24 protein-coding genes are annotated in these 25,761 nt (G+C 38.2%); 4 read left to right on the plus strand and 20 right to left on the minus strand.

Annotated features, from left to right (window positions below):
* Positions 1-181: 181 nt before the first annotated feature.
* The 7 genes from mutL to ruvB form a co-directional block, all read right to left on the minus strand.
* A complete protein-coding gene (mutL, locus tag ACPC57_RS04395; protein WP_434065422.1) occupies positions 182-2,119 on the minus strand; it encodes a DNA mismatch repair endonuclease MutL in 1,938 nt (645 codons plus the stop codon).
* A gap of 117 nt (positions 2,120-2,236) precedes the next feature.
* On the minus strand, positions 2,237-3,757 hold the full coding sequence (locus tag ACPC57_RS04400) for a quinol oxidase (protein ID WP_434065398.1): 1,521 nt from the start codon (positions 3,755-3,757) through the stop codon (positions 2,237-2,239).
* Between the two features lie 182 nt (positions 3,758-3,939).
* Positions 3,940-5,160 carry a bifunctional folylpolyglutamate synthase/dihydrofolate synthase gene (locus ACPC57_RS04405; RefSeq protein WP_434065399.1) on the minus strand — a complete coding sequence of 407 codons (1,221 nt, stop codon included), beginning with the start codon at positions 5,158-5,160 and terminating at the stop codon, positions 3,940-3,942.
* A 207-nt stretch (positions 5,161-5,367) separates the two neighbouring features.
* Entirely contained in the window at positions 5,368-6,270 is a 903-nt protein-coding gene (locus ACPC57_RS04410) for a helix-turn-helix domain-containing protein (protein ID WP_434065400.1), read from the minus strand.
* Between the two features lie 155 nt (positions 6,271-6,425).
* Positions 6,426-7,040 (minus strand): HAD-IA family hydrolase, encoded by a 615-nt coding sequence (locus ACPC57_RS04415; protein WP_434065401.1) that lies wholly within the window; start codon positions 7,038-7,040, stop codon positions 6,426-6,428.
* Position 7,041: 1 nt separating this feature from the next.
* Entirely contained in the window at positions 7,042-7,788 is a 747-nt protein-coding gene (locus ACPC57_RS04420) for a GNAT family N-acetyltransferase (protein WP_434065402.1), read from the minus strand.
* A complete protein-coding gene (ruvB, locus tag ACPC57_RS04425) occupies positions 7,788-8,786 on the minus strand; it encodes a Holliday junction branch migration DNA helicase RuvB (protein ID WP_130555556.1) in 999 nt (332 codons plus the stop codon). Before ruvB ends, ACPC57_RS04420 begins: the two co-directional genes overlap by 1 nt.
* 127 nt (positions 8,787-8,913) lie before the next feature.
* Between ruvB and ACPC57_RS04430 the strand changes: the two genes are divergently transcribed.
* Genes ACPC57_RS04430 through ACPC57_RS04445 form a run of 4 tightly spaced genes read left to right on the plus strand, consistent with a single transcriptional unit; the run spans position 8,914 to position 11,864 of the window.
* Entirely contained in the window at positions 8,914-9,573 is a 660-nt protein-coding gene (locus tag ACPC57_RS04430) for an amino acid ABC transporter permease (protein ID WP_172036558.1), read from the plus strand.
* The gene (locus tag ACPC57_RS04435) at positions 9,554-10,231 is read left to right on the plus strand and encodes an amino acid ABC transporter permease (protein WP_130555555.1); all 678 of its coding nucleotides are present in this window, start codon (positions 9,554-9,556) and stop codon (positions 10,229-10,231) included. The genes ACPC57_RS04430 and ACPC57_RS04435 overlap by 20 nt, the downstream gene beginning before the upstream one ends.
* A gap of 4 nt (positions 10,232-10,235) precedes the next feature.
* A complete protein-coding gene (locus ACPC57_RS04440) occupies positions 10,236-10,982 on the plus strand; it encodes an amino acid ABC transporter ATP-binding protein (RefSeq protein ID WP_130555554.1) in 747 nt (248 codons plus the stop codon).
* A 12-nt stretch (positions 10,983-10,994) separates the two neighbouring features.
* Complete coding sequence (locus tag ACPC57_RS04445) at positions 10,995-11,864, plus strand: cysteine ABC transporter substrate-binding protein (RefSeq protein ID WP_434066397.1); 870 nt, start codon at positions 10,995-10,997, stop codon at positions 11,862-11,864.
* A gap of 356 nt (positions 11,865-12,220) precedes the next feature.
* Here the strand turns inward: ACPC57_RS04445 and ACPC57_RS04450 are convergent, their stop codons facing one another.
* The 13 genes from ACPC57_RS04450 to purB form a co-directional block, all read right to left on the minus strand.
* A complete protein-coding gene (locus tag ACPC57_RS04450; protein WP_024397557.1) occupies positions 12,221-12,412 on the minus strand; it encodes a hypothetical protein in 192 nt (63 codons plus the stop codon).
* A 16-nt stretch (positions 12,413-12,428) separates the two neighbouring features.
* The gene (locus tag ACPC57_RS04455; RefSeq protein WP_239604410.1) at positions 12,429-12,629 is read right to left on the minus strand and encodes a hypothetical protein; all 201 of its coding nucleotides are present in this window, start codon (positions 12,627-12,629) and stop codon (positions 12,429-12,431) included.
* On the minus strand, positions 12,630-12,809 hold the full coding sequence (locus ACPC57_RS04460) for a hypothetical protein (RefSeq protein WP_024392853.1): 180 nt from the start codon (positions 12,807-12,809) through the stop codon (positions 12,630-12,632).
* A gap of 388 nt (positions 12,810-13,197) precedes the next feature.
* Complete coding sequence (locus ACPC57_RS04465; protein WP_217374486.1) at positions 13,198-14,550, minus strand: bacteriocin secretion accessory protein; 1,353 nt, start codon at positions 14,548-14,550, stop codon at positions 13,198-13,200.
* A gap of 11 nt (positions 14,551-14,561) precedes the next feature.
* The gene (comA, locus tag ACPC57_RS04470; RefSeq protein WP_024403979.1) at positions 14,562-16,715 is read right to left on the minus strand and encodes a peptide cleavage/export ABC transporter ComA; all 2,154 of its coding nucleotides are present in this window, start codon (positions 16,713-16,715) and stop codon (positions 14,562-14,564) included.
* 495 nt (positions 16,716-17,210) lie between these two features.
* Positions 17,211-18,479: a MerR family transcriptional regulator gene (locus ACPC57_RS04475; protein ID WP_434065403.1), complete on the minus strand. Its 1,269-nt coding sequence runs from the start codon at positions 18,477-18,479 to the stop codon at positions 17,211-17,213.
* 107 nt (positions 18,480-18,586) lie between these two features.
* Positions 18,587-20,299, minus strand: a complete 1,713-nt coding sequence (locus tag ACPC57_RS04480) for an ABC transporter ATP-binding protein (RefSeq protein WP_434066398.1) — start codon at positions 20,297-20,299, stop codon at positions 18,587-18,589.
* Between the two features lie 4 nt (positions 20,300-20,303).
* Positions 20,304-21,050, minus strand: a complete 747-nt coding sequence (locus ACPC57_RS04485; RefSeq protein ID WP_434065405.1) for a hypothetical protein — start codon at positions 21,048-21,050, stop codon at positions 20,304-20,306.
* A 4-nt stretch (positions 21,051-21,054) separates the two neighbouring features.
* A complete protein-coding gene (locus tag ACPC57_RS04490; RefSeq protein ID WP_434065406.1) occupies positions 21,055-21,924 on the minus strand; it encodes an ABC transporter ATP-binding protein in 870 nt (289 codons plus the stop codon).
* Position 21,925: 1 nt separating this feature from the next.
* Positions 21,926-22,345, minus strand: a complete 420-nt coding sequence (locus tag ACPC57_RS04495) for an Msa family membrane protein (protein WP_434065407.1) — start codon at positions 22,343-22,345, stop codon at positions 21,926-21,928.
* 14 nt (positions 22,346-22,359) lie between these two features.
* Positions 22,360-22,947 carry a CPBP family intramembrane glutamic endopeptidase gene (locus ACPC57_RS04500; RefSeq protein WP_434066399.1) on the minus strand — a complete coding sequence of 196 codons (588 nt, stop codon included), beginning with the start codon at positions 22,945-22,947 and terminating at the stop codon, positions 22,360-22,362.
* A gap of 10 nt (positions 22,948-22,957) precedes the next feature.
* Positions 22,958-23,779 (minus strand): amino acid transporter, encoded by an 822-nt coding sequence (locus tag ACPC57_RS04505; protein WP_434066400.1) that lies wholly within the window; start codon positions 23,777-23,779, stop codon positions 22,958-22,960.
* A 587-nt stretch (positions 23,780-24,366) separates the two neighbouring features.
* On the minus strand, positions 24,367-25,659 hold the full coding sequence (gene purB, locus ACPC57_RS04510) for an adenylosuccinate lyase (RefSeq protein ID WP_434065410.1): 1,293 nt from the start codon (positions 25,657-25,659) through the stop codon (positions 24,367-24,369).
* Between the last annotated feature and the right edge of the window lie 102 nt (positions 25,660-25,761).

Genomic DNA, 25,761 nt, shown 5'->3' on the forward strand with positions numbered 1-25,761 from the left:
TTAGCTCCAAAGGTTTGGGAAACCTTTGGAGCTTGGAGATTGAACGAACGAAGTTCGTTTCTCCAAGAGCAGATAGGCCCTTACTACTTTCGCGTTTTAAGATAGCAGGCTGTAAAGCTCACAGGAGCTTTACACTCATCAAATCAAGTCAATAAGGTCTGATGTTAATATTCGAAGAGTGTTAATACTTGCCCAATTCTCGCAAACTCGTGTGATTTTCCTGAATGCGACGGAACATTTTTTCCATATCCGATTTGCTAAAATGCACTAAAACTGGACGACCGTGCGGGCAGTTATAGGGGTTTTGGCAGTAAGACAATTGTCTCAATAAATCACGCGCCGAATAATCATCCAAAGCATGGTTGGCCTTGATTGACCGTTTACAAGACATCATGATAGCCAGTTCTGCCCGATACTGCATGATTGACACCTGATCCGTCAAGAGCAACATGTCACACATCTCATAGATGCCAGACTCAATCTCCTCTTCCTTCATCCAAATAGGATGTTCACGCAGAATAAATTGATTAGCTCCATATTCTTCTAAGTTGACACCAACTTGACGAAGAGCATCCATTTTGTGGACAAGGTTAAGGGCATCATTCTGCGGAAATTCAAAAATATACGGCACCAATAACTGTTGAGCTGAATTGTCAACCTGTCCAATTTTCTCACGATAGTATTCGTATTTGACCCGTTCTTGTGCAGCATGCTGGTCAATGATATAAAGTCCTGTCTTACCTTGCGCAAATAAATACGTCCCATGCATTTGACCAAAATATTCTAACTCTGGAAATGTCGAGGTTTCCTCCTGGTCTAATTTATGTGCCAGTTTTGCCAATTCTTTTGCACTTAGATTAGGATGCTCCTGATCTTCTGATTCCACCGACTGACGTTCTGCAAATTGAACAGATGTAGGTCTATTTTCGACAGGCGACTCAACAATCTCTTGCCTATCCTCTTCGAGAGGTTTGACATCCTCAGCGACCACGTCTGGTTTTAAGAAGAAGTCTTGCTTAATCGTATCATAATAGATTTTTGCTTCTTTGAGTGGTAAGGTGCCTTGCTCTGCTTTTACTTTTGGTCGAGTACTTGACTGAGCTAAATTCTCAAGAGCATCTGGTATCAAGTCCTGCTCTTTAAGCGCTTGACTAATCGCCTCTCGAATCAAGGTCATGAGTTCTTTTTCCTTGGAGATACGAACTTCCTGCTTGGTCGGATGCACATTGACATCAGCAAGATAAGGGTCAATTTCTATAGAAATGACTGCCAGCGGAAAGCGTCCAACCATCAACTTACTGCCATAACCTTCCAAAATCGCTCGATTAAGCAAAAAATTCTTGATATAGCGACCATTGATGAAAATGGAAATGTAGTTGCGGTTGGCACGAGTCAACTCTGGCAAAGAAACATAACCTGAAATCTGAAAATCCAGATCTTCTGCCTCAATTTCAACCATTTTTTTGGCAGAAGCAATCCCGTAGATCCCTGAAATTGCCTGACGAAGTTTCCCTGTCCCTGCAGTTCTAATTAATTCTCGTCCTTCGTTTACTAAGGCAAAAGCTATTTCCGGATGAGCTAGACTCAATCGATTTACAACATCAACAATATGTGATAATTCAGCCTGTTGACTGCGAACGTATTTGAGACGAGCAGGGGTATTGTAAAATAATTCTGAAACTGTAATCTGTGTGCCAACCGGACGACTAACTGGCTCCTCTTTCTCGATGACACCACCTTTGGCCTCTAATCGTAGACCATGCGAATGATTTGCAGTTGCAGTCTCAATAACCATCTGACTGACAGAAGCAATGGAAGGAAGAGCTTCTCCACGAAAACCGAGGGTGCGAATACGAAACAAATCCGATTGACTTTTTATCTTACTGGTGGCGTGACGGCGGAGGGCAAGCGCTACTTCATCAGGGGCAATTCCCTCACCGTTATCCGTGATTTGAATCATTTTAAGGCCAGCCTCTTCAACACTAATTTCAATCTGACTAGCCCCTGCGTCAATAGAGTTTTCCACCAACTCCTTAACCACACTGGCTGGTCGCTCAATGACCTCACCAGCCGCAATCTGGTTGGCTAGTATTTCTGGTAGTTCAATAATATGTGACATCATTTCTCCTACATTCTTTTGATAATTTTTCCTGAGTACTTATTTTTCCATTATATCACATATCCACTTTCCCTCCTTTTCCCAGATAAGCTAAAGAAAAAATGACTGCCTGAGCAATCATTCATTCTTTTGATAAATAATAAAATGGTCTGTTGTTTGAATAGCTTTATATTGAGATTCGAGAATTGTTTTCACCTTGTCTAACATGGAAATATACTTATTTACAACCACGTATTTTGCTTCACTCTTATTTAAGTCGTATATCAAACTATTCACATTTTCATCTGTATTTAGAAATGGCTCTGCTGTCGTTATCGTCGCTGCCGATAAGCGCTGGCTTGAAATGTAAACACCTGCACTATTATCCCAAGCATAAACTTTGTCTGAGTTTTCTGTTTGGCTACTGATGTATTGGGCAACTTCTTGACGATCGGCTCTTAAACCTCCTTGAACTAAGTAAATATAGGCAGGTTGTACAAGAATTCCTAATCCAATAAATACAGGTAGAAAGAAATGACGACGCGCATAACTACTGTTAGTATCCTCATGTTCCTCCTGATTATGTATTACCGCCATCACAAATCCATATGGCAAAAGTAAGACCAATTGACTCCACTGAAAATGTGCACTTCCAACGATGAAAATTAATTGGATAGTGAATACTAGTAACATTAAGACCTTAATGTAAGTATATTTTTCTTGTCTAAATGAAAATAAGGTATGGATAGCATTTTTTACAAATCCAGACAGTAGGAGGAAAAGAATGACAATTGTCAAATCCATAAGTACTGTCGCATGTTGAAAATCTAAACGAAGATTATATAAAAAGGTCTGCTGAATTGCTGTTCCTAAAACCTGTGCTTCAAATGCATAATACCCGACTGAGTACAAAATAAGCAGAAATCCAAAAACAGCTGCTAATAATTGGTAAAATCCGCGAGCCACCTGATGGTGCTGAACATTGTAGACAACTAAAACTATACCTGCTACTACCCAAAGAATTAAGCTTTTCGGATAGATAAGAAAAACGAGGGCGGCATCTATGCCATAAAGAATAAATTCTTCGTCAGTCACTGCGTTCTCAAAGTAACGAACTAAGAACCAGATACTGGTTAAAATGAAAGGGAGGGCAAACATCTCAGCATACAATCCTCCGAAGCCAAGAGCAAAGATGAATATATAAAACCAATGGCTTGCACTAAGGGCAACTTTTTCGGACCGGCTAAAATAAGCAATAATCTTATAAAAATAGACTCCTGCTATCAGCAATGCGATGAATTGGAGAACGCCAAAAATGATAAAATTTCCACCCACATTCCCTAATAAGGCCAATAAGTAAAATAATAAACCACTTGTTCCAAAAAAATCACCGTATGGAATTTGGCCCTTCATCATGGCCATTCCTGCATATAAATTCTGAGTCTGTATGTTGGTCGCAAACGATGTTAGCAACGGGTTTGCTACGCTACAAAAACTTAAGACAATACTCCAGACAAGCGCTGGCCAAACCTTTGTTTTTAATATTGTCTTACCAAATTCTTTGTTTAGCTTAACTGACTGCTTACGTGATGCTCTACGGCTACGTCGATAGGTTGCTTCGTGATCAACGACCTCAGAAACTATTTCTAATTCTGTCATTTTTTTCTCCTCAGATTTGCTTTTCTCATTATATCAAAAAGCCCTCCCAATGTCATTTCTTATCGGGAGTTCTAAACATTTTTCACTCCATGCTAATCCGCAAAAAATAAGGCTCTTTGGCGTTTTTTGTTCCTTTGAGAAGCTATTTCTATAATGTTCAACCGTTCTGTTTGAAAAGTTGCTTATTTTATAAACTTCCGACGAACTTCCGATATAAAGTAAAGGGAACCTGTGATAATCAAAATCCCTTGCCCATCAGATTGCCACTTCTCAATAAATTGTTGATAATCCGCAACAAAGTCTCGATCTTGTTGATTCTTCTCGGACAAGGCACCGTCATAAGCAAAGCTAGTCAAAATAAGGGGAACATGAGGTAGTCTTTTCTCTAACAACCCCAACATTTCTTGAAAGTCCTTACGCCGAAGGGCTGAAAAGAGAATAGTAACAGGTTCTTCTTGTTCTTGAATAAATTCAACCAGACGTTCGATAGCTGGGACATTGTGGGCTCCATCCAAATAGATTTTTGGCTCTTGAGCAACCAATTCCAAACGACCAGGCCAGCTGGTTTGGGCAAGGGCTTTTTGAATCAACTGAGGTTGAATGTCTTTTTGGATATTGGTCATATAGAGTAGAAAAGTTTGTAGGGCTACGGCCGCATTCTCTTCTTGATGATGGCCAGCCAGACCCAAAACCAATTCTGACAGGTCGATGTCCGGATTGCTGAACTGTCCTGTTTTATAGGTGAATTCCTGACCAAATTGGTAGACAGGTGCTTGATTGTCAAGGGCAATTTGGCGACAGATAGCTGTGGTTTCTGGAGAAAGTGGTCCTAGGACGACAGGCACGTTTTCCTTGATAATCCCTGCTTTCTGCTCTGCTATTTCCCTTAAAGTCGAGCCTAGTAAATCCTGATGGTCCATGCCGATGGAGATGATAACGCTTAGGGCTGGTGCCACGACATTGGTCGTATCCAAAAGCCCTCCGATGCCCACCTCTACTAGTGCCACATCGGGTTGTTGAGCTTCGAAATAGAGGAACATAATGAGCACCATGACCTCAAAATAGCGAAAAGGCTCATATCGAGCGGCGATTTCCTGCTCCAAGTTGTAGACTTTCTGTAAATAGTGATGAAAATCATGGTCTGAAATGGGCTCGCTGTCAATACAAATCCTGTCGTGCACACTCACCATGTGGGGGGATACAAAACTTCCAACACGCATACCATGTGCCTGAAATAGATGGCGCATAAAGGCAATGGTTGATCCCTTGCCATTGGTTCCAGCAACATGAATGACCGGAACTGCAAACTGGGGATTCCCTAGCAGTTCTAGGGCATACTCAATCTTTTCCATCTTGTAATGAAACACCTGACCCTGTTTGGTGTTTAACCAATTTTCTAACATAGCCACCTCCTACATACTGTCTAGTATAACAAAAAAGCTAACTACGTAGTTAGCTTTTTATGACATATTTTACAATCCCCACCAGCCAAGCCAACCAGTACCAAATACACAGATTGATTTTAAAACTGTAATCACTAGCTATCTCCTTTAAACTTTTTTTATTATAGTTTAATGGAAGCTAGTTAAAGTTAACAGGACATTTTTGTCCTAAAGTTGTGAATCCTCTTCCCAGTCTTCTTTAATTTTGTGAACTAGATAATCATTTCCAATTAGCTTCGCAAAAAGGGTAGCTTCTTCAAAGTAACTCTGTGCGGCATCTCGGTTCTTATTAACGTGGAGCTCGTATTTCCACTTCAATAAGTTTAAAATAGGTTTCTTTTGAAAATCTTGAGTTAAAACCATTATTTTATCTAAAGCATCAAAAAGAGACGGGATTTTCTCATAGTCTTCTCGATCCCCTAAAATCCCTATTGAGATTAATATAACATCCCTTAGAATAAATAACTCTTTTGAATCCATTACCTCCTGTTGATTAGGCAGGTGGGTAACAAGTGAGGAAAAATAGTGATAGATTGTTGCGTCAGTGTCCCTATTTCTAATATGCTCAAGGTATAGTCGAATGATTAACAAGTCATTTATCGAATACTTTTCTTTACGATGAACTTGTTCAAAATAATCGTCCAAAATCTCTTTGCCAAATTGATTAGACCGTGTTTCAAATACATCAATTGTCGACTGAAAAGCATCAATAGCTATTTTTTCTTCTTCTGGGAGCTCATCGTAATATTCATCATAAATGATTGTCAACATTTGATTGCGTTGTTCTACCAAAAATTGGTCTCCATAGGTAGGAGTTCGTAATACCTCATATTTTAGACGCGAATAGCGTTCCGGAAGTTGGACATAATCCGGCATAAGCTCATATAAACCCATATTCAACCTGCTTGCTATAAAACCTATCTTTGAAAAAGTTGGTTTGCATTGTCCCGCTTCTATACGACTCAATTGACGAACAGATAATTCTAGTTCATCTTCACAGAATTCTTCACGCGTAATTGCTAATTTCTCCCGTAAATATCTCACACGCTGCCCAAATTCCTTATCGTTCACAGATTCTTCTCCTAAATTTATTTTTGTATATTATAACAATTTTATTAATAATTTCACAATATATTTTCTGACTTCTACAGCCTGATACCGTTAACAATATGAACAGAACGAACGATGTGCACATAAAAATAGAGGCTGAGATATACACTCCGCCTCTAACTAAAATTTAGCTCCACAATCTCCTGTAAATTGGTGATCTTTTTGTTCTCTTTTATCCCGTCAATCTGCAAGTTGATACTGTGTATTCCCGCATGAATAGCTGTCTCCACATCAAGCCGACGGTCACCAATATAGTAAGTATATTCCTTTTCCAGACCGTACTTGTCTATGAGAAATAGCAGAGCTTCTGGACTTGGTTTGCGGGCAAAGCCAGAATCGCTTGTCAAGATTTCTGTGAAATAGTGTCGGACGCCCAAATCTTCCAACACCTGAAAGGCATTGTCACTCTTATGGGTATAGACAAAATTTTGTATTCCTTGCTCCACAGTCCAATCTAAAATATCACGTGCACCAGTCATCAAAGGAATTTGCGTATTTTTCTCCTTCAAGGAAGTCGCTCGTACACGGTTGAGCTCATCACTATTCAGACCATACTTATCTGCATCACGCACCAGCAAGTCTTTAACAGAATAACGGAGAATATATTTTCTCACCTCTTTACGGTCAAAAGGAAGACCAAACTGCTCATAAGTTTCTTGAATTCCAGCCAATATCGCCTCATAGGAATCCAACAGTGTTCCGTCCAAATCCCAAATAAATGTCGGTATCATCTTATCTCCATTCATATGCTCGATAGGGCTTGTCCAATTGGTAACCCAACTGTTCAGCTAGTTTCAAGGATGTCAAGGTGTGGGCATCCCAGCTTGGATAGAGTCCGCGGTCTAAACAAGCTAAAATTAACTGAGCCGCACAGGCTTTTGCCAAACCCAGACCTCGATAGTCTTCCCTAGTATCCACTTCTATCTCAATCCCAGCTGAATAGCTGGCATAGGATGAAGCCCCTGAGACCACCTGTCCCTTATGCAAGATGACATATCCCAGACCCAAGTCCAAAAATTGTTCCACATCTATATAATTTCCCACCAAATCCCGTGACCATTCCTCTACCAGACAAGCCTCGTACAGATTACGGTCAATCCGTTTCATATCAAATCTTTCAGGCAAGTCATCAACCAGTTTCTGTAAATGCCCAAGGTCAAACTCAGTGTCCTTTTTCGTAGCATAGCGGGTAAAGGACCGAATCCCGTCTCCGTAGGTCCCTTCTATCAAGTCAGACCAGTTTTGGTTTTGAGGGACTAGAATCATATCCTTACCTTCGCAGATTTTTAGCAAGTCTCGATGTGGCTGGCCAGCTAAAAAACCAAAGAAGCTCTGCCGTCCATAAAGAGCTAGAGCTGACTGGGGCGACTGACTATCATCAACATAAACTTGCCCCATTGTGCCTTCTAAACAGGACCAAATGATGGTTTCTGGCCAATTTCCAAATAAGCTAGCTATATGGTTCATCTGCTCTGCCATTATTTTTCCCTATAAGGATAGCCCAAATGCTCGTAGGCTTTGGCGGTCGCGACCCGCCCCGTCCGGGTCCGCATGAGGAAACCTTTCTGAATTAGGTAGGGTTCGTACATATCCTCCACTGTTTCGCGCTCTTCAGCGATATTGACCGAAAGGGTATTGAGACCGACGGGACCACCGCCATACATCTCAATCATGGTACGGAGAATCTTTTGATCCACATAGTCCAACCCTTCACGGTCCACATCTAACATCGTTAAGGCTTTATCAGTGATCGTTTCGTCAATCAACCCATCTCCCATTATCTGGGCAAAATCCCGTACCCGCTTCAGGAGGCGATTAGCAATACGAGGGGTCCCACGTGATCGACGAGCCAATTCAATTGCTGCCTCATGAGTAATCTCCATCTCAAAGATATCCGCTGTGCGCTCAACTATCTCAGTCAAATCAGCCAACTCATAATACTCCATGTGACTAGAAATACCAAAACGAGCCCGCAGTGGATTGGATAGCATCCCTGCACGTGTGGTAGCACCAATCAAAGTAAAAGGTGGTAAGTCCAAGTGTACAGAGCGATTAGCTTCTCCAGATCCAATCATAATATCAATGTAAAAATCCTCCATGGCACTGTAGAGAATTTCCTCAACAGCCATCGGCATACGATGAATTTCGTCGATAAAGAGAACATCTCCCGGTTCCAAATCATTGAGTAATGCAACCAAATCGCCAGCTTTCTCAATAACAGGTCCGCTGGTCTGCTTGATATTAACTCCCAACTCATTGGCAATAACAAAAGCCATGGTGGTCTTACCCAACCCTGGAGGTCCAAAAAGAAGAGTGTGGTCTAAGGCTTCATCGCGTAATTTGGCAGCTTCAATAAAAATTTTCAGCTGATCCTTGACCTTGTCCTGTCCAATATATTCATTTAATTTTTGCGGACGTAAGGTACGCTCAACGTATTCCTCGTCCTGCATCGGTTCCATATCTAAAATTCTTGTCATACCTCTATTATAACATAGCAAATTGACTGATAGGAAAAACTTATAGCCCTCTTTAAAAAAACGAATTTTTCAAGAAGTAGTATCTGTGTTACTATAAATTAAACACTTCACAAAGGAGGTGAATCTTCTGGATTGGACCTTTATTCGAGAATCTATCCCACTCTATCAAGAGGCATTCATTCTAACGATCAGACTCGCATTCATCGGGATTATAGGCGCTTTGGGCTTGGGTTTGATTATTAGTATCATCCGTTATTACCGTATTCCAGTTTTTCAACAAATTTCTACAGCTTATGTTGAATTGTCACGAAATACCCCCTTGGTCATTCAACTTTTCTTCCTCTACTATGGTTTACCGCGATTAGGAATTGTACTTGATGCAGAAGTTTGTGCAATTGCTGGTTTAATTTTTCTTGGTGGTTCTTACATGGCAGAATCTTTCCGCAGTGGCTTTGAAGCTATCAAGAAAAGTCAGATAGAAATCGGAGCTAGTTTGGGGCTAACAAAATGGCAAATTTTCCTATATATTTTGCTACCTCAATCACTAGCTATCGCCTTGCCTTCATTTAGTGCTAATATTATCTTTCTAATAAAAGAAACTTCCGTCTTCTCCATTATTGCCTTGGCCGACCTCATGTACGTCGCTCAAGATTTGATCGGACTACAATACGAAACTGACGAAGCCCTCTTTCTCCTAGTGAGTTCCTATTTAATCATCTTGCTACCGCTTTCGCTCTTCTTCTATTATCTTGAAAGGAGGATTCGCCATGCAGGATATGGGCATTAAAGTCTTACTAGAGGGGAATAATTTGCAACGACTATTAGTCGGACTGAGTGTCACACTCTGGATTTCCTTTCTCTCCATTGGCATTTCAAGCATTGCAGGGCTATTAGTAGGAATCATCATGACATCAAAAAATAGACTGATAGTATGGATATTCAGAATTTACTTAGAAACCATTCGAATTGTTCCACAGCTGGTTCTACTCTTTCTTTTCTACTTTGGATTAGCACGGGGATTCAATATCAATATTTCAGGTGAATTGGCCGCGATTATAGTATTCTCACTTTGGGGGACAGCTGAAATGGGAGATTTAGTTCGAGGAGCCATCACTTCTCTACCTAAACACCAATTCGATAGCGGATTAGCATTGGGGTTAAGCAAACGAAGTCTCTATCGCTATGTCATCATTCCTCAAGTTCTACGCAGACTACTCCCACAGGCAATTAACTTGGTCACCCGCATGATTAAGACCAGCTCCTTGGTTATCCTCATTGGCGTGGTTGAGGTAAATAAAATTGGGCAACAGATTATTGATTTTTACAGGACTAGCTCTCCAAGTGTGTCCTTATGGATTTACGGAGTGATTTTCTGTATTTACTTTATGATTTGTTTCCCAATATCTGCATTTTCTCGCTATCTTGAATCGATTTGGAAGGAGTGAAGTCGTGAGTCAACCTGTCTTAGAATTACAAAATATTACTAAAAATTTTGGTCAGCAAACCATTCTCAACCATCTTTCCTTATCCGTTAAGGAAGGGGAAGTCGTCGTCATCTTAGGCCCCTCTGGTTGTGGGAAGAGTACACTACTACGCTGTATTAACAAGCTGGAAAGCATTCAAGAGGGCGATATTTTACTAGATGGCCAATCTATTCTGTCTGGAACACTTTCTCTACAGGATATTCGGCAAAAAATCGGTATGGTTTTTCAAGATTATGAATTATTCCCACACATGGATGTCTTGCAAAATCTGACCCTTGCTCCTGTCAAAGCCTTAAAACGAAAAAAAGAAGAGGTCCAAGCAGAAGCCGAGACCTTGCTAAAACGGGTAGGACTTGAGCATAAAAAACATAGCTATGCCAGAGAATTATCTGGCGGGCAAAAGCAACGGGTAGCTATCATTCGTTCCCTGCTGATGCATCCTGAAATTTTATTATTTGATGAAGTCACTGCTTCCCTTGACCCAGAAATGGTTCGGGAAGTCTTGGTTCTCATCAATGATTTGGCAAAAGAAGGACGGACCATGCTGATTGTGACGCATGAAATGGAATTCGCACGCGCCATTGCTGACCGCATCATTTTCATGGACAAAGGAGAAATTATCGAAGAAAATACCGTTCAGAATTTCTTCCAACATCCACAAACGCAACGGGCTCAAGCCTTTCTAACAACTTTTGACTTTAAACATTTTTAAAAGGAGAATTTTATGAAAATCTTTAAACCTATTTTTGCTATTTTTAGTGTCTTAGCTGCAGTTATTTTAGTTGCCTGCAGTAACGCAAACAGTTCTTCAACTAGTTCCAGCAGTTCCACAAGCGGGGCAACCGCACGTACCCTTGAAGAAATCAAAGAAAGTGGAACAGTCAAAATCGGTGTTTTCAGTGACAAGAAACCATTTGGCTATGTGGATGCAAATGGTGAATACCAAGGATATGACGTCTATCTAGGCAACCGTTTGGCAAAAGAATTGGGCGTCGAGGTAGAATACATCCCTGTCGAAGCCGCGAACCGTGTGGAGTATCTCACTTCTGCCAAGGTTGACATCATCCTAGCCAATTTTACAGTAACAGATGAGCGAAAAGAACAAGTAGACTTCGCCCTTCCTTACATGAAAGTATCCCTCGGTATCGTGTCTCCTAGCTCTGCTGTCATCACTGATCCAGAACAACTCAATGGTAAAACTCTCATCGTCAGCAAAGGTACCACAGCTGAACTTTATTTCGAAGAGAATTATCCAGAAGTCAAACTTCAAAAATACAACCAATACAGCGAAGCCTATGCTGCCCTCTTAGACGGACGTGGCGATGCCATGAGTACAGACAATACCGAAGTTCTCGCATGGGCCTTGGAAAACAAAGGTTTCGAAGTTGGTGTAAAAGCGCTAGGAGATGTAGACACTATCGCTCCTGCCGTCCAAAAAGGAAATACCGAATTACTTGATTTCATCAACCAAACAATTGAAAAACTTGGTGAGGAAGAATTCTTCCATAAAGCCTACCAAGAAACTCTTCAACCAGTATATGGTGATGCTGCTCAAGCTGATGATCTTGTTGTAGAAGGTGGAGTTATTAAATAATTTTTTACACAAAAAGGCGCAAATGCGCCCTTTTTAGTTTATCCAATCCTCTTATCTCCTTCCTTCATTATGCTTTTAAAGGACAAAAACAGCTGACAGGAGACCGTCAGCTATCTCGGAGATTATATGAAAAAGATATGCCAGCCGTTTGAGCTTTAGCTCTTACGGATGACGATACTGAAAGTGATGAGCTATTTCTAGCTTGGATTTAGTATAACTCGCCAAGCTTAAGGGAAACTAAATTGAATAGTTGAGCTTATTTTTTTTACGCTCCTGTCTTATATCCTTTTTCAAGTTTTTTATTTTAAGATACAGTCTGCTACTCTTCACTTTTCCATTTTTGAATCAATACACGATTAATAAAATGCATTATACCAATTGCGACCAAAGCTTTTTCCTGCATTATAAATACTACCAAAAGCTCGAGTTGCATAATCTACTAACTTATCAACATCAACTTTAAAATTATAACTACCGCCACTTACATAGTGTAAATCAGTATCACTTAGACACAGGAACTGATTCTCCAGTTTTCCAAAATTATTCATTGCTTATTTTCCTTTCCTACCTAAACATTGCATTGTAAACATAGCGACCAAAGTCTTTCCCAGCAGAATAAACTGGTCCTAACACCAGTGTTGCTAGGCAATATACAAGAATAACGCCTGCAATAAAAGTAACTATTTTTACAACAGGAGATTGTTGATCATAAAGCTGATTCAGCTTTTGAAACCCTAAGTCAATCGACTGCAGCATATTCCCCATCTAGTAGCCTCTTCGTTTCGCTTTCGCTTCAAAAGCACCATCTAATGCTCCAAAAATATAGGTTCCAGCAATTGCAACACCACTTGCTATTGCAACTCCTAAAAAGATGCTACCTCCTGAAGAATCTTGTAGTTGCTCATCCATTACCAATGGATACTTCATTTCTAATTCACCAAACATCTATTTTTTCCTCCTTATTATTTGTAATATATCTGTGTTGGTTTTCAATCAGATTACAATCTGCTCTCTGAACTATCTTACTCGACAACTGGAGGCCCGTTAATTGATATTGAATTGATGAATTGTGTTTTCAAGCAAATATTTGGTATGTTACGCCCTTGCACATTACATACATACCTCAGTATATCCTTCCCCTCCTTTCCATTCATTGTGACATGTGAAGGATAGCTCCCTCACTTTAATTATTCGTAAACAAACCACAATTTTTCCTTAATATCATTTATTACTACTCAATGAGAATGCAATTCACTAACTTCAAAGCGCGGAATCTTTCACGACTAGTATAAAAAAGGGCATGTCTATCAATCTGATAGATATGCCCCTTCTTCTATTCCTTACCTAAAAATTCATCTATGAAATATTGAAAATACGTCTTCTTACCTGTAATCACGACAAATTGGCCTTCCATTCCATACCTCAATTGTTCAGCCATTTCTGTTGATATTCTGGTTTCTGCTTCAACTTTGAAAAAATTACCAGCTTCCGTTTGAATGGCAGTACTTGCAATTTCTGATATGTTGGACTGCAGTGCTAGTCGCTTAACCCCCCTCCCTTGTATTGAAAACTGGATATTATCCTTTAATGAGATGCTTGCAATATCTTTCGAAGGAATATATGCTGTAATCTTCATTTTCTTAGCTTCCATTAGAACTGGATAAACATATGCAATAATTGTTCCTTCTGGAATCATCATTGAGCCCTCAACTTCTGTATTTAAATGAACGACCCCTGCCTGATCAGCAATAATTTTTGTCTTATCCATTGCTTGTTTTTGAACCGTAAGTGTCGCTTCTAGGTCTCTTAATTGAGAAGACAACAAGGTCATTTCCTGACCAACCTTGGTTAAATATTGAGCTTCCAACGATGCCGACTGACTATCCAAGCTATTCGTATACGATTGTTGCACTCCTGCACTGGCATATTGCAATTTATAACTGGCTAGTTGAGTCTCTACTTGACTAATTTGATTATCGATTTGAGCGATGAATGATTCTTGACTGGCAACTGCATCCTCTGATTGTGCTACCTGATACTGTGCATAGATTGAATAGCCAACATTCTCCTCATCAATGACACCATCAGACTGAATGGCCCATTTCAATTCTCTATAGTCTGCTAAGGCTTTCTCCGTTTGATGCATTACTTTATCCAATTCCAATTGTGATTGTTTTGCGGCTTGATTTTGAGATGCAATCGTTGCATTTTGTTGGTCAATCGTACTTGCCAATGTTTCTAATTGATTGCAATAATCCTTAAACATTTGAGAATAACCATATTGATCTTCTTTCTCAAATTGATTACTTCCCGATTCTAAACTTTTCTTCAAGACATTGAGTTGAGAAATCTGATTTTTCAAAACAGCTATGTTTTCTTTGATCTTGTCTTCTTGGATTTGCTCATTCTCTGATTGATATTCTACCAATAAATCTCCAACTGAAATCTCTTGATTTTCGAATAAATGATTCCTCAGAATCTGATGATTACTGATTGAGTGAATCTGTGCTAATCGTTGTACAGGTTCTACGGTTGCTCTCGTTGAAATCGTCATTTCTTTTTTAGCAACGATTGAAAAAAGAATGAGAAACAAAAACAATATACAACTAGGAATAATCACTCTACTGGCTGCATTATGATAACGTCTGTTGTAAAATTCTGCACTTTCTAACAGATGATGGTCCATATCTCACTTTCCTAACTATTTACTAAATATTCATAGAAGCCTTGCTTGTCTAACAATTCCTTATGACTCCCTTGTTCTACAATTCTTCCCTTATCTAGCACAACAATATGTTCAGTACGCTCTGCAATGGTTAACCGATGTGCAATAAAAATTAGAGTTTTGTCCAATGACAATAGGTTGTCCACAATACGCTTCTCTGTCAAAATATCCAGACTACTGGTTGCCTCATCCAAAATCATAATAGGGGCATCCGTAAGAAGGGCACGCGCCAAGGCAATTCGCTGCCGTTGTCCACCGGAGATTCCAGCTCCATCAGAAGTCAATTCCGTTTGGTAATTCAGTGGCATTTTTTCAATATCTTCTCTAATACATGCCATTTCAACAGCCCACAAGATATCTTCTTGACTTGTTCCCTCTTTTGCACCTAGCAATAGATTTTCGAGAATTGTCCCATTAAAAACATAGGGTTGCTGTGGAAGATAATTAATATGCTGACGAAGTGTTTGCTTATCGATTTGATTAATGTTGACATTATTTAATCGAATCTCACCCTTGTAAGGGTCATAAAAATCCACCATCATTTTAGCCAACGTCGTCTTCCCAGAACCAGAAACTCCAACAAAGGAGACCTTTTCCCCTCGTTTAATTTTCAAATTAATATCTGTCAAAACATCCCTACCATAGCCATATTTATAATGCACTTTGTTGCATTCAATATCCCCCGAAAGTAACGAAAGGTCCGTCACGGATTTCTTTTCAGCAAATTCCGATTCAACCAAATAGACCTCGTTCAAGCGGGTATTGGCAACTTGAGCTGTCTGTAGTTTTGTTTGTAAATTGATTATATTTTCCAATGGATTCGTGAAATAGACCAATAAAGTATTGAAGGTGATTAGCTGCCCCAAAGTCATTTTCTGATCCATAACAAGACAGGCTCCTAACCAAAGAATTGCTACATTTAATACGAGTTGGGCCAAGCGCTTTAACACTTTTTGCTGCCCTTCGGCCTTGTTGTATGCAAATGATTTTTGTAAATAATCTACAAATTCTCTATCAATTTTCTGATAACGTTGTTTCTCACTTGTCAATGATTTTATGGTTTCAATACCATTAATATCTTCAATAATAGACGAAGAAAGAATTGCATTACTTTCCATCACTTCTTGATTCATCTTTTCAAATGGTTTCATAAACGCAAAAATGATTAAAGTATAGATTGGCAATGCCAACAAGGAAATAAAGAAAAGATAGACATTCTGACTAAACAGCACTACCGAAACAACCACAACAATAGATACATCCAAAAATATTGATAGAATGGTACTAGCTAAAGCATCAATAATAGAATTGGCATCTGTAAATCGTGAAACAATTTCCCCAGTTCGCCGAGTAGCAAAAAATGACATTGGTAGATGAAAAACATGTCTAATATAAGACAAAATCACATCAATAGAGAGTCGTTGTCCAAGAATGATTAATAAATACTCTTGGGCATAAGATAACAATTGTTGCAGGGCATAAACAACCACCAAACCGACTGAAATGACACCTAATGTTGTTTTCATCTGATTTGGGACATAAGTGTCAATAATGGATTGTAAATAATAGGAGCCCACAATGTTGATGAAAGTAACCAAGAGCGTTGCGAGAACAATATTTGTAATCAATCCCTTTTGTTTAGTCAACAATGGAATGAAAGAAAGTAACCCATGACTCTTCTCTTTATGTGGTTGATATTCCGGTTTGGGAGCCATGAATAGCGAAACTCCTGTCCACTCCTTTTCAAATTGTTCATGGGATAACTTTGTTAATTTCACTGATGGATCCGGGTCTGCAATATAGATATATTTCTTATCTGCCCCAATGACAACATAATAATGTAGTAACGTGCCATCTTTTACCACATGAGCAATGAAAGGATAGACCGCTTCCCTCATCGAAAACAAAGACATATCTGCCTTAATCGCACGCGTCTCAAACCCTAGCTCTTCAGCAACCTTTACTAAACCAAATGCTGTCGTGCCTTCCATAGTTGTCTTTGCCATTTCTCGCAAACTTGCTAAAGAATGATGAGAACGATAATATTCCAAGATCATAGCAAGCGCTGCTACACCACAGTCTCGTGTATCTACTTGTGCTCTATAATGACGTTTTCCAAATTTCATACCTATTCCCTTTTTCACCACAATTTTTGAGAAGAGCCTCCTCAATTAATTTATTCGTAAAAAAGAAAGTGGAAAATGAAACAAACACTACTAGTTTTATTTGCTGAACTAGGATTAAGCCCAACAGAAGCAATGAACAAGATGAGGATATACTAGTCTTTTGTAGTATCTTAGCCACTGACACATTTCCACCCTGGATTAATAACTTTGGGTGACCGATAACGTTATTGTCAACTAGTCAACTCATTTCTAATGTATAATTTTATAAATAAAAATGAGAGGGAGCTGAGCAAAAGGTCCAAAATAAACAAAACCGCATGAAATCTTTCGCCCAAAAACGTTGATTTCATGCGGTTTATTATTTATAAAAGTTAAAAATATTAGTTGGATTTCGAATTTTTTCCCAGACCCTTCCTTGAAGTTTCGCTATCTTCACAATGATGAGGAATAAGCTTTTCAAACTGCAGAGAGATGAATCAGAATGATGCCTCAAGACTATTTATTTTCAATAATCCGTAAAAATCGCTCTACATAATGTGGATCCAAATCATTGTACTGACTACCTTCTGCCGAACTTTCTTTGGAAATTCCCAATTCCATCAGTCGCTGATCAAATTCTTCTAGCTCAATATAGGTGTCATCTGACACTAATTTCTGATTGACAGTCGGTTGCATGAACACTTTTTCTTCCCCATCTAAATCAATACAGTAGCTAAATGTTCCCTGTCGTTTAGTCTCATCTAGTGTAAACAACTTTGTCCCAAATCCTGTCCAGACCGACTTGACATCGCTGTAGACAAATTCTTTGGACGGAACAATCAGATTAATTTCAATGATACGATTATTAGTGACAGCTGTTGTTGTACTAATTAGCAGAGCCATCAACAAGATACAACTTCCTATCAGAGCAAGTAGATATTTCCATGACAGCCTCAACAGTCTCGCCAGTTTTCCAAAAAGCAATATAAGAAAAGTCATGATAAATAATATAAAAACCTTACTCAGACCAATCGAATACTCATAAAAGAGCCAATCACTTGGTAGAAAAAAAGTTTCTATCAACCAGCTAACCAAGATAAAGCAGGCAATCCCGACCACAAGGGAAACTAGTGCTATGGGAATCCACCAAACTTGACTGCGGTTTTTCTTACAAACCTTGTCCCGATTCTTCCACCAATTCACAAGATAATCTCTCCACAGGAGTGTTATCCAGGCGGAAGCAAAAAGCGAGAGAATAGATAGTAAGAGTAGGTTTTCTTGACGGCCTTGTTGAATTCTTGTAAACAACCAAAGAATCGGACCTGATAATATGAACGTCTGCAAAAGAGTCATCCAAATACTCGGTAGCAAGGCATATTCTATGTCTTTTTTCAACTCTTGGAAATCATCGCTTTCCACATAAGTAATAGAATTCTGTATTTCTTCAAGCCAACCATCATTCTTCCCCAAGTCTTTGACCACTTGGTCTAGCAAATCAATCTTATTCGTCAATCTTTCTTGCTTCTGAATGATGGCTTGCTTTTTTCTCAACAAAGCCGATTTCAACCCTTCTTCTGACCATGTAAAAGGTTCTTCTATCTCTGATAAAGAAAAATCGAAATAGCGGAGCAACTTAATCAAACGAAGTTGCCGCACATTTTCCACTGAATAGTCACGATAATCGTTGACCGGATTTCTCTCCACAGAAATCAATCCCTTCTCCTCATAGAGACGTATTGCCTTAGTTGACAGCCCTGTCAACCTTTCCACATCTTTGACTCGCATCTTAATTCTCCATATTTGTTAATACATAAAGCATACACTATTCCCCTAGGGTTGAGTCAAGACTTATCAGAAAAAAACAAGAACAGGAGCTATCAACTCCCGCTTTATTAACTTGCATTTGGTAAGTTTCTTAGAAAATCATTGTACAAATGGCTATGAGTCATTAGCTGTTGATGGTTCCCATAATCAGAAACCTGCCCATTTTTATCCAAGACAAGAATAGCGTCAGCTCCTTTTACAGTATGTAGGCGGTGAGCAATGGTCAAGCGTGTCTTTCCAACTGTTAGACGATCAATCGCTTTGCTAATGATGTGTTCCGTCACACTATCTAAGCTTGCTGTTACTTCGTCTAAAAGATAGATAGGGTGTTCTAGTAACAACGCTCTCGCAATATTTAAGCGTTGTTTTTGACCCTCTGACAGACCTGCACCATTTTCTAGAATCTGTGTATCTAAGCCTTGTTCCATCTCCGAAACTAACTTATTGAGACCTAACTCTTTTAAAATAAAGCAAATTCGTTCCTCCGATACAGCTTCATTTTTACCATATATAAGATTTTCCCTAATCGTTCCCTGGAAAAGCGTATTGTCCTGTGGAATATAAGAAATCATGCTTCTCACTTGTTTTGCAGAAATTGACGATAGCGAGTGACCACCAATCAAAATATCTCCCAGGTAATCTTCATAAAACTTCATCAACAAAGAAAAAATCGTTGATTTTCCAGCACCACTTGGACCAACAACAGCCACATGCGAGCCCGCAGGGATTTCCACGGAAAGACCATTCAATACTTGATCTTCATTGTATGAGAAATGAACATTTTTCAATTGAATTGACGCATCTTGAATCATCAATTCAGTTAATGGTTGTTCTTCCTTACTCTGTTCTAATAATTCTACCAGTCTCTTAGAAATTGCTTTAAATTCTGTCAATTCATTCAATGATGAAACCATATCAATCACAGGTTCAATCAGTTGCATCATGTATAAAACAAAGGTTGTTAGTGTTGCTATTGTCATCACTCCCTCTGTTACTTCCATTCCCGCAACAAGTAACATCAAGATAATTAATCCCATCATTAAGCTACTAACTAGCGAATGTTGCACAACTGAATATTTTATTATGTTTTCAAAACTGAGAGCTAAACGGTCAAAAGCTCCTGTCATACTATGTAATTCAGATTCTTCTCCTTGAAAAGCCTTCATCAAACGGAAATGAGTAAATTTATGACTGATACGGCTAGAAATCTCACCCAAACCCTTTTGATAATTTGAATAGCTGTTTTCTAATTTGTGACTCATTGGCACCATTACTAAAGCTATAAGAGGCATCAGCAGTAGACTCATGAGAGTGAGAGAGGAACTAATAGTCCAAAGAAAATAAATTGAGCCTAGTAGAATAAGAACATTCATGAATAAATTCGGAAGAACTACCGTAATAAAATTTAAAACAGCAGACATATCATTGGTTAGACGACTGGCAATGTCCCCTGATTGAAAGTGATCCAATGCAGAAACTTCCGAGTGTAACAAATCAGAATATATTGTTACTTGTACCTCCTTTATCGCCAAATTTCCAACCCTACAAATCAAATAGTTTCCAAAAACTTTTATTACATTAATTAAGCTAAAAAGTGAAAGGTAACCAATCAGTTTGATAGGATGTTCCAATAAATCAACAAGGAAGTGACGATCTAGGAACTGTCCGATAACTTTTGGTACAAATAATCCCAAAATTACACCTGTTATACTTAATAAAATACCTAAAATGAATAGATTCTTTTTCAGATGACGATATATAAGCCTGCCTATTTTTTTCATAGTACTAAAATTCCAAATTTTTCATACGAAATGCACCTGCAACATAAGAGAATAGACAATAAATAATGCCTACGCCCAATAACATTAAACAGCCTATGGTAATATTTGTTTTTTCAAAGATAGTGACATAACCACTCGGAAAGAATGGGGCCAATGATGGAAAGAATATTGCGATACTCATTAATGCATTAAGGATTAACGCAATGATTAATGTAATACCGTTCCTGAAATATAGCGAACACACACTTGTCACAACCCCAACAATAACATATGACGAAATTACTGAGATTACTGAAAGAATAGAATAATTAAAATCTTGACTCCAAAAATTTAAACTCCCATACGGCAGATGTGCAACTTGAAGATAGTACACACCGAGCGAAATGATAAAGTACCCTATACTATAAATCAAAATTACTGTAAGCATACTTAATAATTTCATCAGTAGAATTTTAAATCTATTTATATCCTTATATAATAACAGTCTTTTTGATTGAACCTCTTGACGCATCATACTGATTGAAACAAAAGCTAATGCAATAGATGGGATGATCGAGTTGAACTGTAGATTAAATTGGCCATAATAAAAATCAAAAAATGCGATTTTAATATTTTCAGGGCCCGCAAAAGAGAACATTCTAGAATTCAACAATGTTGATATCAAATATAAAACTGGCGTTAAACAAAGTGACAGAAATATCTTGGTTTCTTTACGACTTAAAGTTGAGCGTAATTCTGGAAAAAACATCATATCTTTAGTCTCCCATCTCAAAATAATCTTTCAAATGGTTTTCTTTTATTTCAATTTTTTTAATGGCTTTTTGACTGGATAGTGTGTACATTAATTGATTCAAATAATCCGCCTCCGAATCGATTGTAACCTCAATTTTGCCATCTTGGATACTTTCAAACAGTTCAATAGGTAATTGGACTTCTGATAAATCATCTTTCAATTGAATAATAACACTTGGGGCAGATTGAATCTGCATTTCCGTTTCAAGCCTGCCTCCTTCAATGTATACATAACGATTGCATAAAGCCTCTAATTCTCCTAATTGGTGACTAGAGATAATCATTGAAATATTTCGTTCTTGTGACCACTGTTTTAGTATCGAAATTAATTGATTTACTCCTAATGGATCTAGTCCAACAAATGGTTCATCAAGCAACAAGAATTCTGGCTCCGATACCAGGGCTATAGCCAAGGCTGTCCTTTGTTTCATTCCAAATGAAAAGCCTTTCGGTTTCCTATTTCTTGCTTCCCATAAATCAACTAAACGAAGTGTTTTCTCAATATTAGAATATTGTTCTTTTTTTCCATGAATATCTAGATAAAATTTCAAATTATCCATTACTGTCATTTCTGGATAAAAAACTGGTTCAATCATGATTCCAAAATTTGACAGAATATGCTTTGTCTGATGAATATTATGTCCAAAATACTCAATGCTCCCATCCGTAGGTCTTAGAGATTTTGCAATTAACTTCAATAAAGTAGACTTTCCTGCTCCGTTTTTCCCGATTAATCCTACAATATCTCCTTGATTAATCGTTAGATTCACCTCTTTTAAAGAGTAGAAATCATTTCCTGAAAATCTTTTTGATAAATTCTCTATTTTTAACATACTATGCCTCCACTGGTGTTGTATTTCTATGCATCTGATAATAGTAATTTAATCCAAATATACTAAAATATAGAATTGTGGCAAAAATTAACTGAGAAGGATAAAGTAGAGAATTACTTACCTCCACTGTAAAATTACTTGTCTGTACTGTGTTTTGTAAAATATATTGTTGCCATTCTCCACTTTGTTCAGCAAAAATACCAAAAGAAATATAAAATAGTAGTGATAATAGTGGTACCGTGATCAGTTTCGCTATGCCTGTATTCTTAGATTGTTTTATCAATTTATTCGTAACAACAACACTAACGATAAGTGGTAACACATATAGAAGACCAGCTAAAAAAATTAGGGGCATATCGCTCAAAAATGTTATGGATATAAATACTAAAGCAGCATATAACATGGAAACAACAAACAACATAAATATTTTTCTCCTTAAAAAATTTTTCCAACCACTACATTGTGTAACCAATGAAGGGCAATAGAATATTGTAAACCAAATTTCAGACCTACCCTAGACAACAGATAACCTGCAGGTACTTTAATCATCGCATTTAACCAAAAATCTCCATTTATATGAAGCAATAACCCAAAAAGTAATGATGTCACTATAATAGTGAAAAAAGTATGATATTCCTTAAATAAAATATGAAATGCGACATATCGAAATAAGTATTCCTCACAGATTGCAACAATCAGTGCTGTAAAAATTTCATCTGATTTAATAAAAATTGAATTCATCAGAAGAATGATAACGAGTATCAATATAGACTGATTTTTGCTAAACGGAACCAATTCCTCTTCAAACTCGATTCCGATTTTCTTTGAAATAAAAGTGGGAATTAATATAAATCCTGTACTCATTCCTACTAACTTAACAAATAAATGACCACTATCATTCTGTAGAATTTCCAACATTACTAATGCAACATTGCCAATATTTGCTATTAAACCAGCTAACATAATAAGAGCAACAACTATTATCAAATAAAATATTTTATTATTTTTAGCATGTGTATTCACAAACTATCTCCTAATATTCTATTCTTTCAAATGCCCTCATTCCTAAATAATAGAAAGTGCAGCAATAGATACCACTAATAAAAATTAATCCAAATACAGCAAATAAGGTTGAGCCACCCAACTCAGCATACCCTGTTGGAAATAAGAATTTACCTAACGATAATTGAGGAGCTACATTTGAAAATAGCATAAAGAGTACCCCTCCAAGCACTGATGCTGCAACATTATACCGTATAGAAAGATTAGCTACTAAAAGAATAACAATAACATATACTGCTATACGGGCTAAAATAATCAATAAATGATGTGATAGTGATTTGGGGGAACTTGGGAAGAAATGTCCTGAAATATAGTTATGAGGTAACATGAACACATAATAACAAATAAATGATGTGATAAATGTACCAATAATAAAAATTCCTAAAATTTTCATCAGGTTATAGATCTTCGCTTTAAATATGAGTGGTTTTTCGATATCTTTAAATAAAAACAGACGTTTTGAAGAAATTTCATTTCTAAAGACACTCATCACACTGTAACTTAATAATAATGTTGGAATTGTGAGTTGCCACTGAGTATGCACGATTATCTGCCAAAACATGATAAACGAAATCTGTTCTCCTTCAGCGTAACTTGCAATACCAGCTTGAAAAATACTGACTAAAGCAGTTATCAACGGATATATCATACAAATTAAAAATAATACTATTTCTCTCTTACTTAAAATTGAACGAAAAACAGGTTTTAATAATTCCTTCATTTCTTTTCCTCTGTTTTTATAAACTAAGCTAGACGCGTAAATAGATACACGTCTAACTTCTTTTGTTTCCAAATTTTCACTTTATTTTATATGATTACCAATATAATCTCTTGCCTTTGTACCCAAATTTTAAGAAACCAAAATTAAGTTCAAAACGAGAAGCAATTTTTCCAAACAATTTGTGCATATTTATCTCCTATCTATTTTATTTATTATTTAATAAGACAAAATCAATCTCTCCATTCTAGTCAACCAATACTTATATTCTTATTAGGTATTATCAGATTCATAACTATTTTGGAACATATATGTATTTCAGGTATTATTACCAATGGAAGACTTTACCACGATAACCAAATTTCAAAAAACCTAGGTTTAATTCACAACGCCCCAATGTTTGACGAAAAAGTTTCTTCATATTCTTTCTCCTTTCATTTTTCCTACACTTGTTTATTCGTAAATCATTTGGAAAATGATTTTTTTCAAGTGTGTATCTCCTTGAGGGGTGTTTTCCCTCTCACTTACTTATTCGCAAATCGTTGTTATTTTTTGAAAAAATCTTATTTTTTTTGAATGAGTTGTGAGCTTTTTTTCCCCTTCACCTATTTATTCGCAAGTAAAAAAAAAATTCTCTGGAAAATCCAAAGAATTTTGATTTTTTATAATCCAAGTCGTCCAAAGATGTCATCCACCCGCTTAGCATAGTAGTCTGGGTTGAAGAGTTCATCGATTTCTTTCTGACTAAGTTTAGCTGTCACACGCTCATCCGCTTCAAGAAGAGGCTTAAAGTCCACTTGATTGTCCCAAGATTGTGCCGTTTTTGGTTGCACCAAGTCATAGGCTTCCTCACGGGTCATACCTTTCTCAATCAATTTGAGCATAACACGCTGACTGTAAATCAAGCCAAAAGTCGACTCCATATTGCGTTTCATATTCTCAGGGAAGACCGTCAAATTCTTAACAATATTGCCAAAACGATTGAGCATGTAATTAATAAGGATAGTCGTATCTGGCGTGATAATCCGCTCCGCTGACGAGTGGGAAATATCACGTTCGTGCCAGAGGGCCACATTCTCAAAAGCCGTCACCAAGTGACCGCGCACCACACGAGCCAGACCAGTCATATTTTCAGAGCCGATAGGGTTACGTTTATGAGGCATAGCAGAGCTACCTTTTTGGCCTTTGGCGAAATACTCTTCTACTTCGCGTTGTTCAGATTTTTGTAGTCCACGGATTTCTGTCGCCATACGCTCGATAGACGTTGCAATCAATGCTAGGGCTGAAAAATATTCTGCGTGGAGGTCACGAGGAAGGACCTGGGTCGAAATTTCCTGCGGACGAATGCCCAATTTGCTACAAACATACTCTTCCACAAATGGAGGAATGTTGGCAAAGTTTCCAACTGCACCTGAAATTTTACCAGCCTCAACGCCTTTAGCCGCCACATCAAAACGCTCCATGTTGCGTTTCATTTCGCTATACCAAGTCGCCAACTTAAGACCGAAGGTCGTTGGCTCCGCATGGACACCGTGGGTCCGCCCCATCATAATGGTGTACTTGTGTTCACGCGCCTTGTCGGCGATGATATTGGTAAAGTTTTCAAGGTCGCGACGGATAATGTCGTTGGCCTGCTTGTAGAGGTAGCCGTAAGCCGTATCCACCACGTCGGTCGACGTCAGACCGTAGTGGACCCACTTGCGTTCCTCACCAAGACTTTCCGAAACCGCTCGCGTGAAAGCCACCACATCGTGACGAGTTTCCTCTTCAATCTCTAAAATGCGGTCGATGTCAAAAGTCGCTTTCTCACGAATCAAAGCCACATCTTCCTTCGGAATCTCACCCAACTCAGCCCAAGCCTCATCAGCGAGGATTTCCACCTCCAACCAAGCCTTGTACTTGTTCTCTTCACTCCAAATAGCCGCCATCTCTGGGCGGGAATAACGATCAATCATTGTTTATGATACAGAGGGCGTTAAGAAAGCAAGAGAAAAAATAGGAAACTAACGCTGTGTGCTAACACAAAAGGCAGTTTATATTTTTTCCGACGCTTTTAG

The organism is Streptococcus sp. VTCC 12886 (assembly GCF_049893425.1).
In the GTDB taxonomy this organism is placed as follows: domain Bacteria; phylum Bacillota; class Bacilli; order Lactobacillales; family Streptococcaceae; genus Streptococcus; species Streptococcus suis_AA.

Bases quoted from the DNA above. Each gene is read 5' to 3' on its own strand.
- mutL (WP_434065422.1), bottom strand. From the start codon at position 2,119: ATGTCACATATTATTGAACTACCAGAAATACTAGCCAACCAGATTGCG.
- ACPC57_RS04400 (WP_434065398.1), bottom strand. From the start codon at position 3,757: ATGACAGAATTAGAAATAGTTTCTGAGGTCGTTGATCACGAAGCAACC.
- ACPC57_RS04405 (WP_434065399.1), bottom strand. From the start codon at position 5,160: ATGTTAGAAAATTGGTTAAACACCAAACAGGGTCAGGTGTTTCATTAC.
- ACPC57_RS04415 (WP_434065401.1), bottom strand. From the start codon at position 7,040: ATGATACCGACATTTATTTGGGATTTGGACGGAACACTGTTGGATTCC.
- ACPC57_RS04420 (WP_434065402.1), bottom strand. From the start codon at position 7,788: ATGGCAGAGCAGATGAACCATATAGCTAGCTTATTTGGAAATTGGCCA.
- ruvB (WP_130555556.1), bottom strand. From the start codon at position 8,786: ATGACAAGAATTTTAGATATGGAACCGATGCAGGACGAGGAATACGTT.
- ACPC57_RS04435 (WP_130555555.1), top strand. From the start codon at position 9,554: ATGCAGGATATGGGCATTAAAGTCTTACTAGAGGGGAATAATTTGCAA.
- ACPC57_RS04445 (WP_434066397.1), top strand. From the start codon at position 10,995: ATGAAAATCTTTAAACCTATTTTTGCTATTTTTAGTGTCTTAGCTGCA.
- ACPC57_RS04450 (WP_024397557.1), bottom strand. From the start codon at position 12,412: ATGAATAATTTTGGAAAACTGGAGAATCAGTTCCTGTGTCTAAGTGAT.
- ACPC57_RS04455 (WP_239604410.1), bottom strand. From the start codon at position 12,629: ATGGGGAATATGCTGCAGTCGATTGACTTAGGGTTTCAAAAGCTGAAT.
- ACPC57_RS04460 (WP_024392853.1), bottom strand. From the start codon at position 12,809: ATGTTTGGTGAATTAGAAATGAAGTATCCATTGGTAATGGATGAGCAA.
- ACPC57_RS04465 (WP_217374486.1), bottom strand. From the start codon at position 14,550: ATGGACCATCATCTGTTAGAAAGTGCAGAATTTTACAACAGACGTTAT.
- comA (WP_024403979.1), bottom strand. From the start codon at position 16,715: ATGAAATTTGGAAAACGTCATTATAGAGCACAAGTAGATACACGAGAC.
- ACPC57_RS04475 (WP_434065403.1), bottom strand. From the start codon at position 18,479: ATGCGAGTCAAAGATGTGGAAAGGTTGACAGGGCTGTCAACTAAGGCA.
- ACPC57_RS04480 (WP_434066398.1), bottom strand. From the start codon at position 20,299: ATGAAAAAAATAGGCAGGCTTATATATCGTCATCTGAAAAAGAATCTA.
- ACPC57_RS04485 (WP_434065405.1), bottom strand. From the start codon at position 21,050: ATGATGTTTTTTCCAGAATTACGCTCAACTTTAAGTCGTAAAGAAACC.
- ACPC57_RS04490 (WP_434065406.1), bottom strand. From the start codon at position 21,924: ATGTTAAAAATAGAGAATTTATCAAAAAGATTTTCAGGAAATGATTTC.
- ACPC57_RS04495 (WP_434065407.1), bottom strand. From the start codon at position 22,345: ATGTTGTTTGTTGTTTCCATGTTATATGCTGCTTTAGTATTTATATCC.
- purB (WP_434065410.1), bottom strand. From the start codon at position 25,659: ATGATTGATCGTTATTCCCGCCCAGAGATGGCGGCTATTTGGAGTGAA.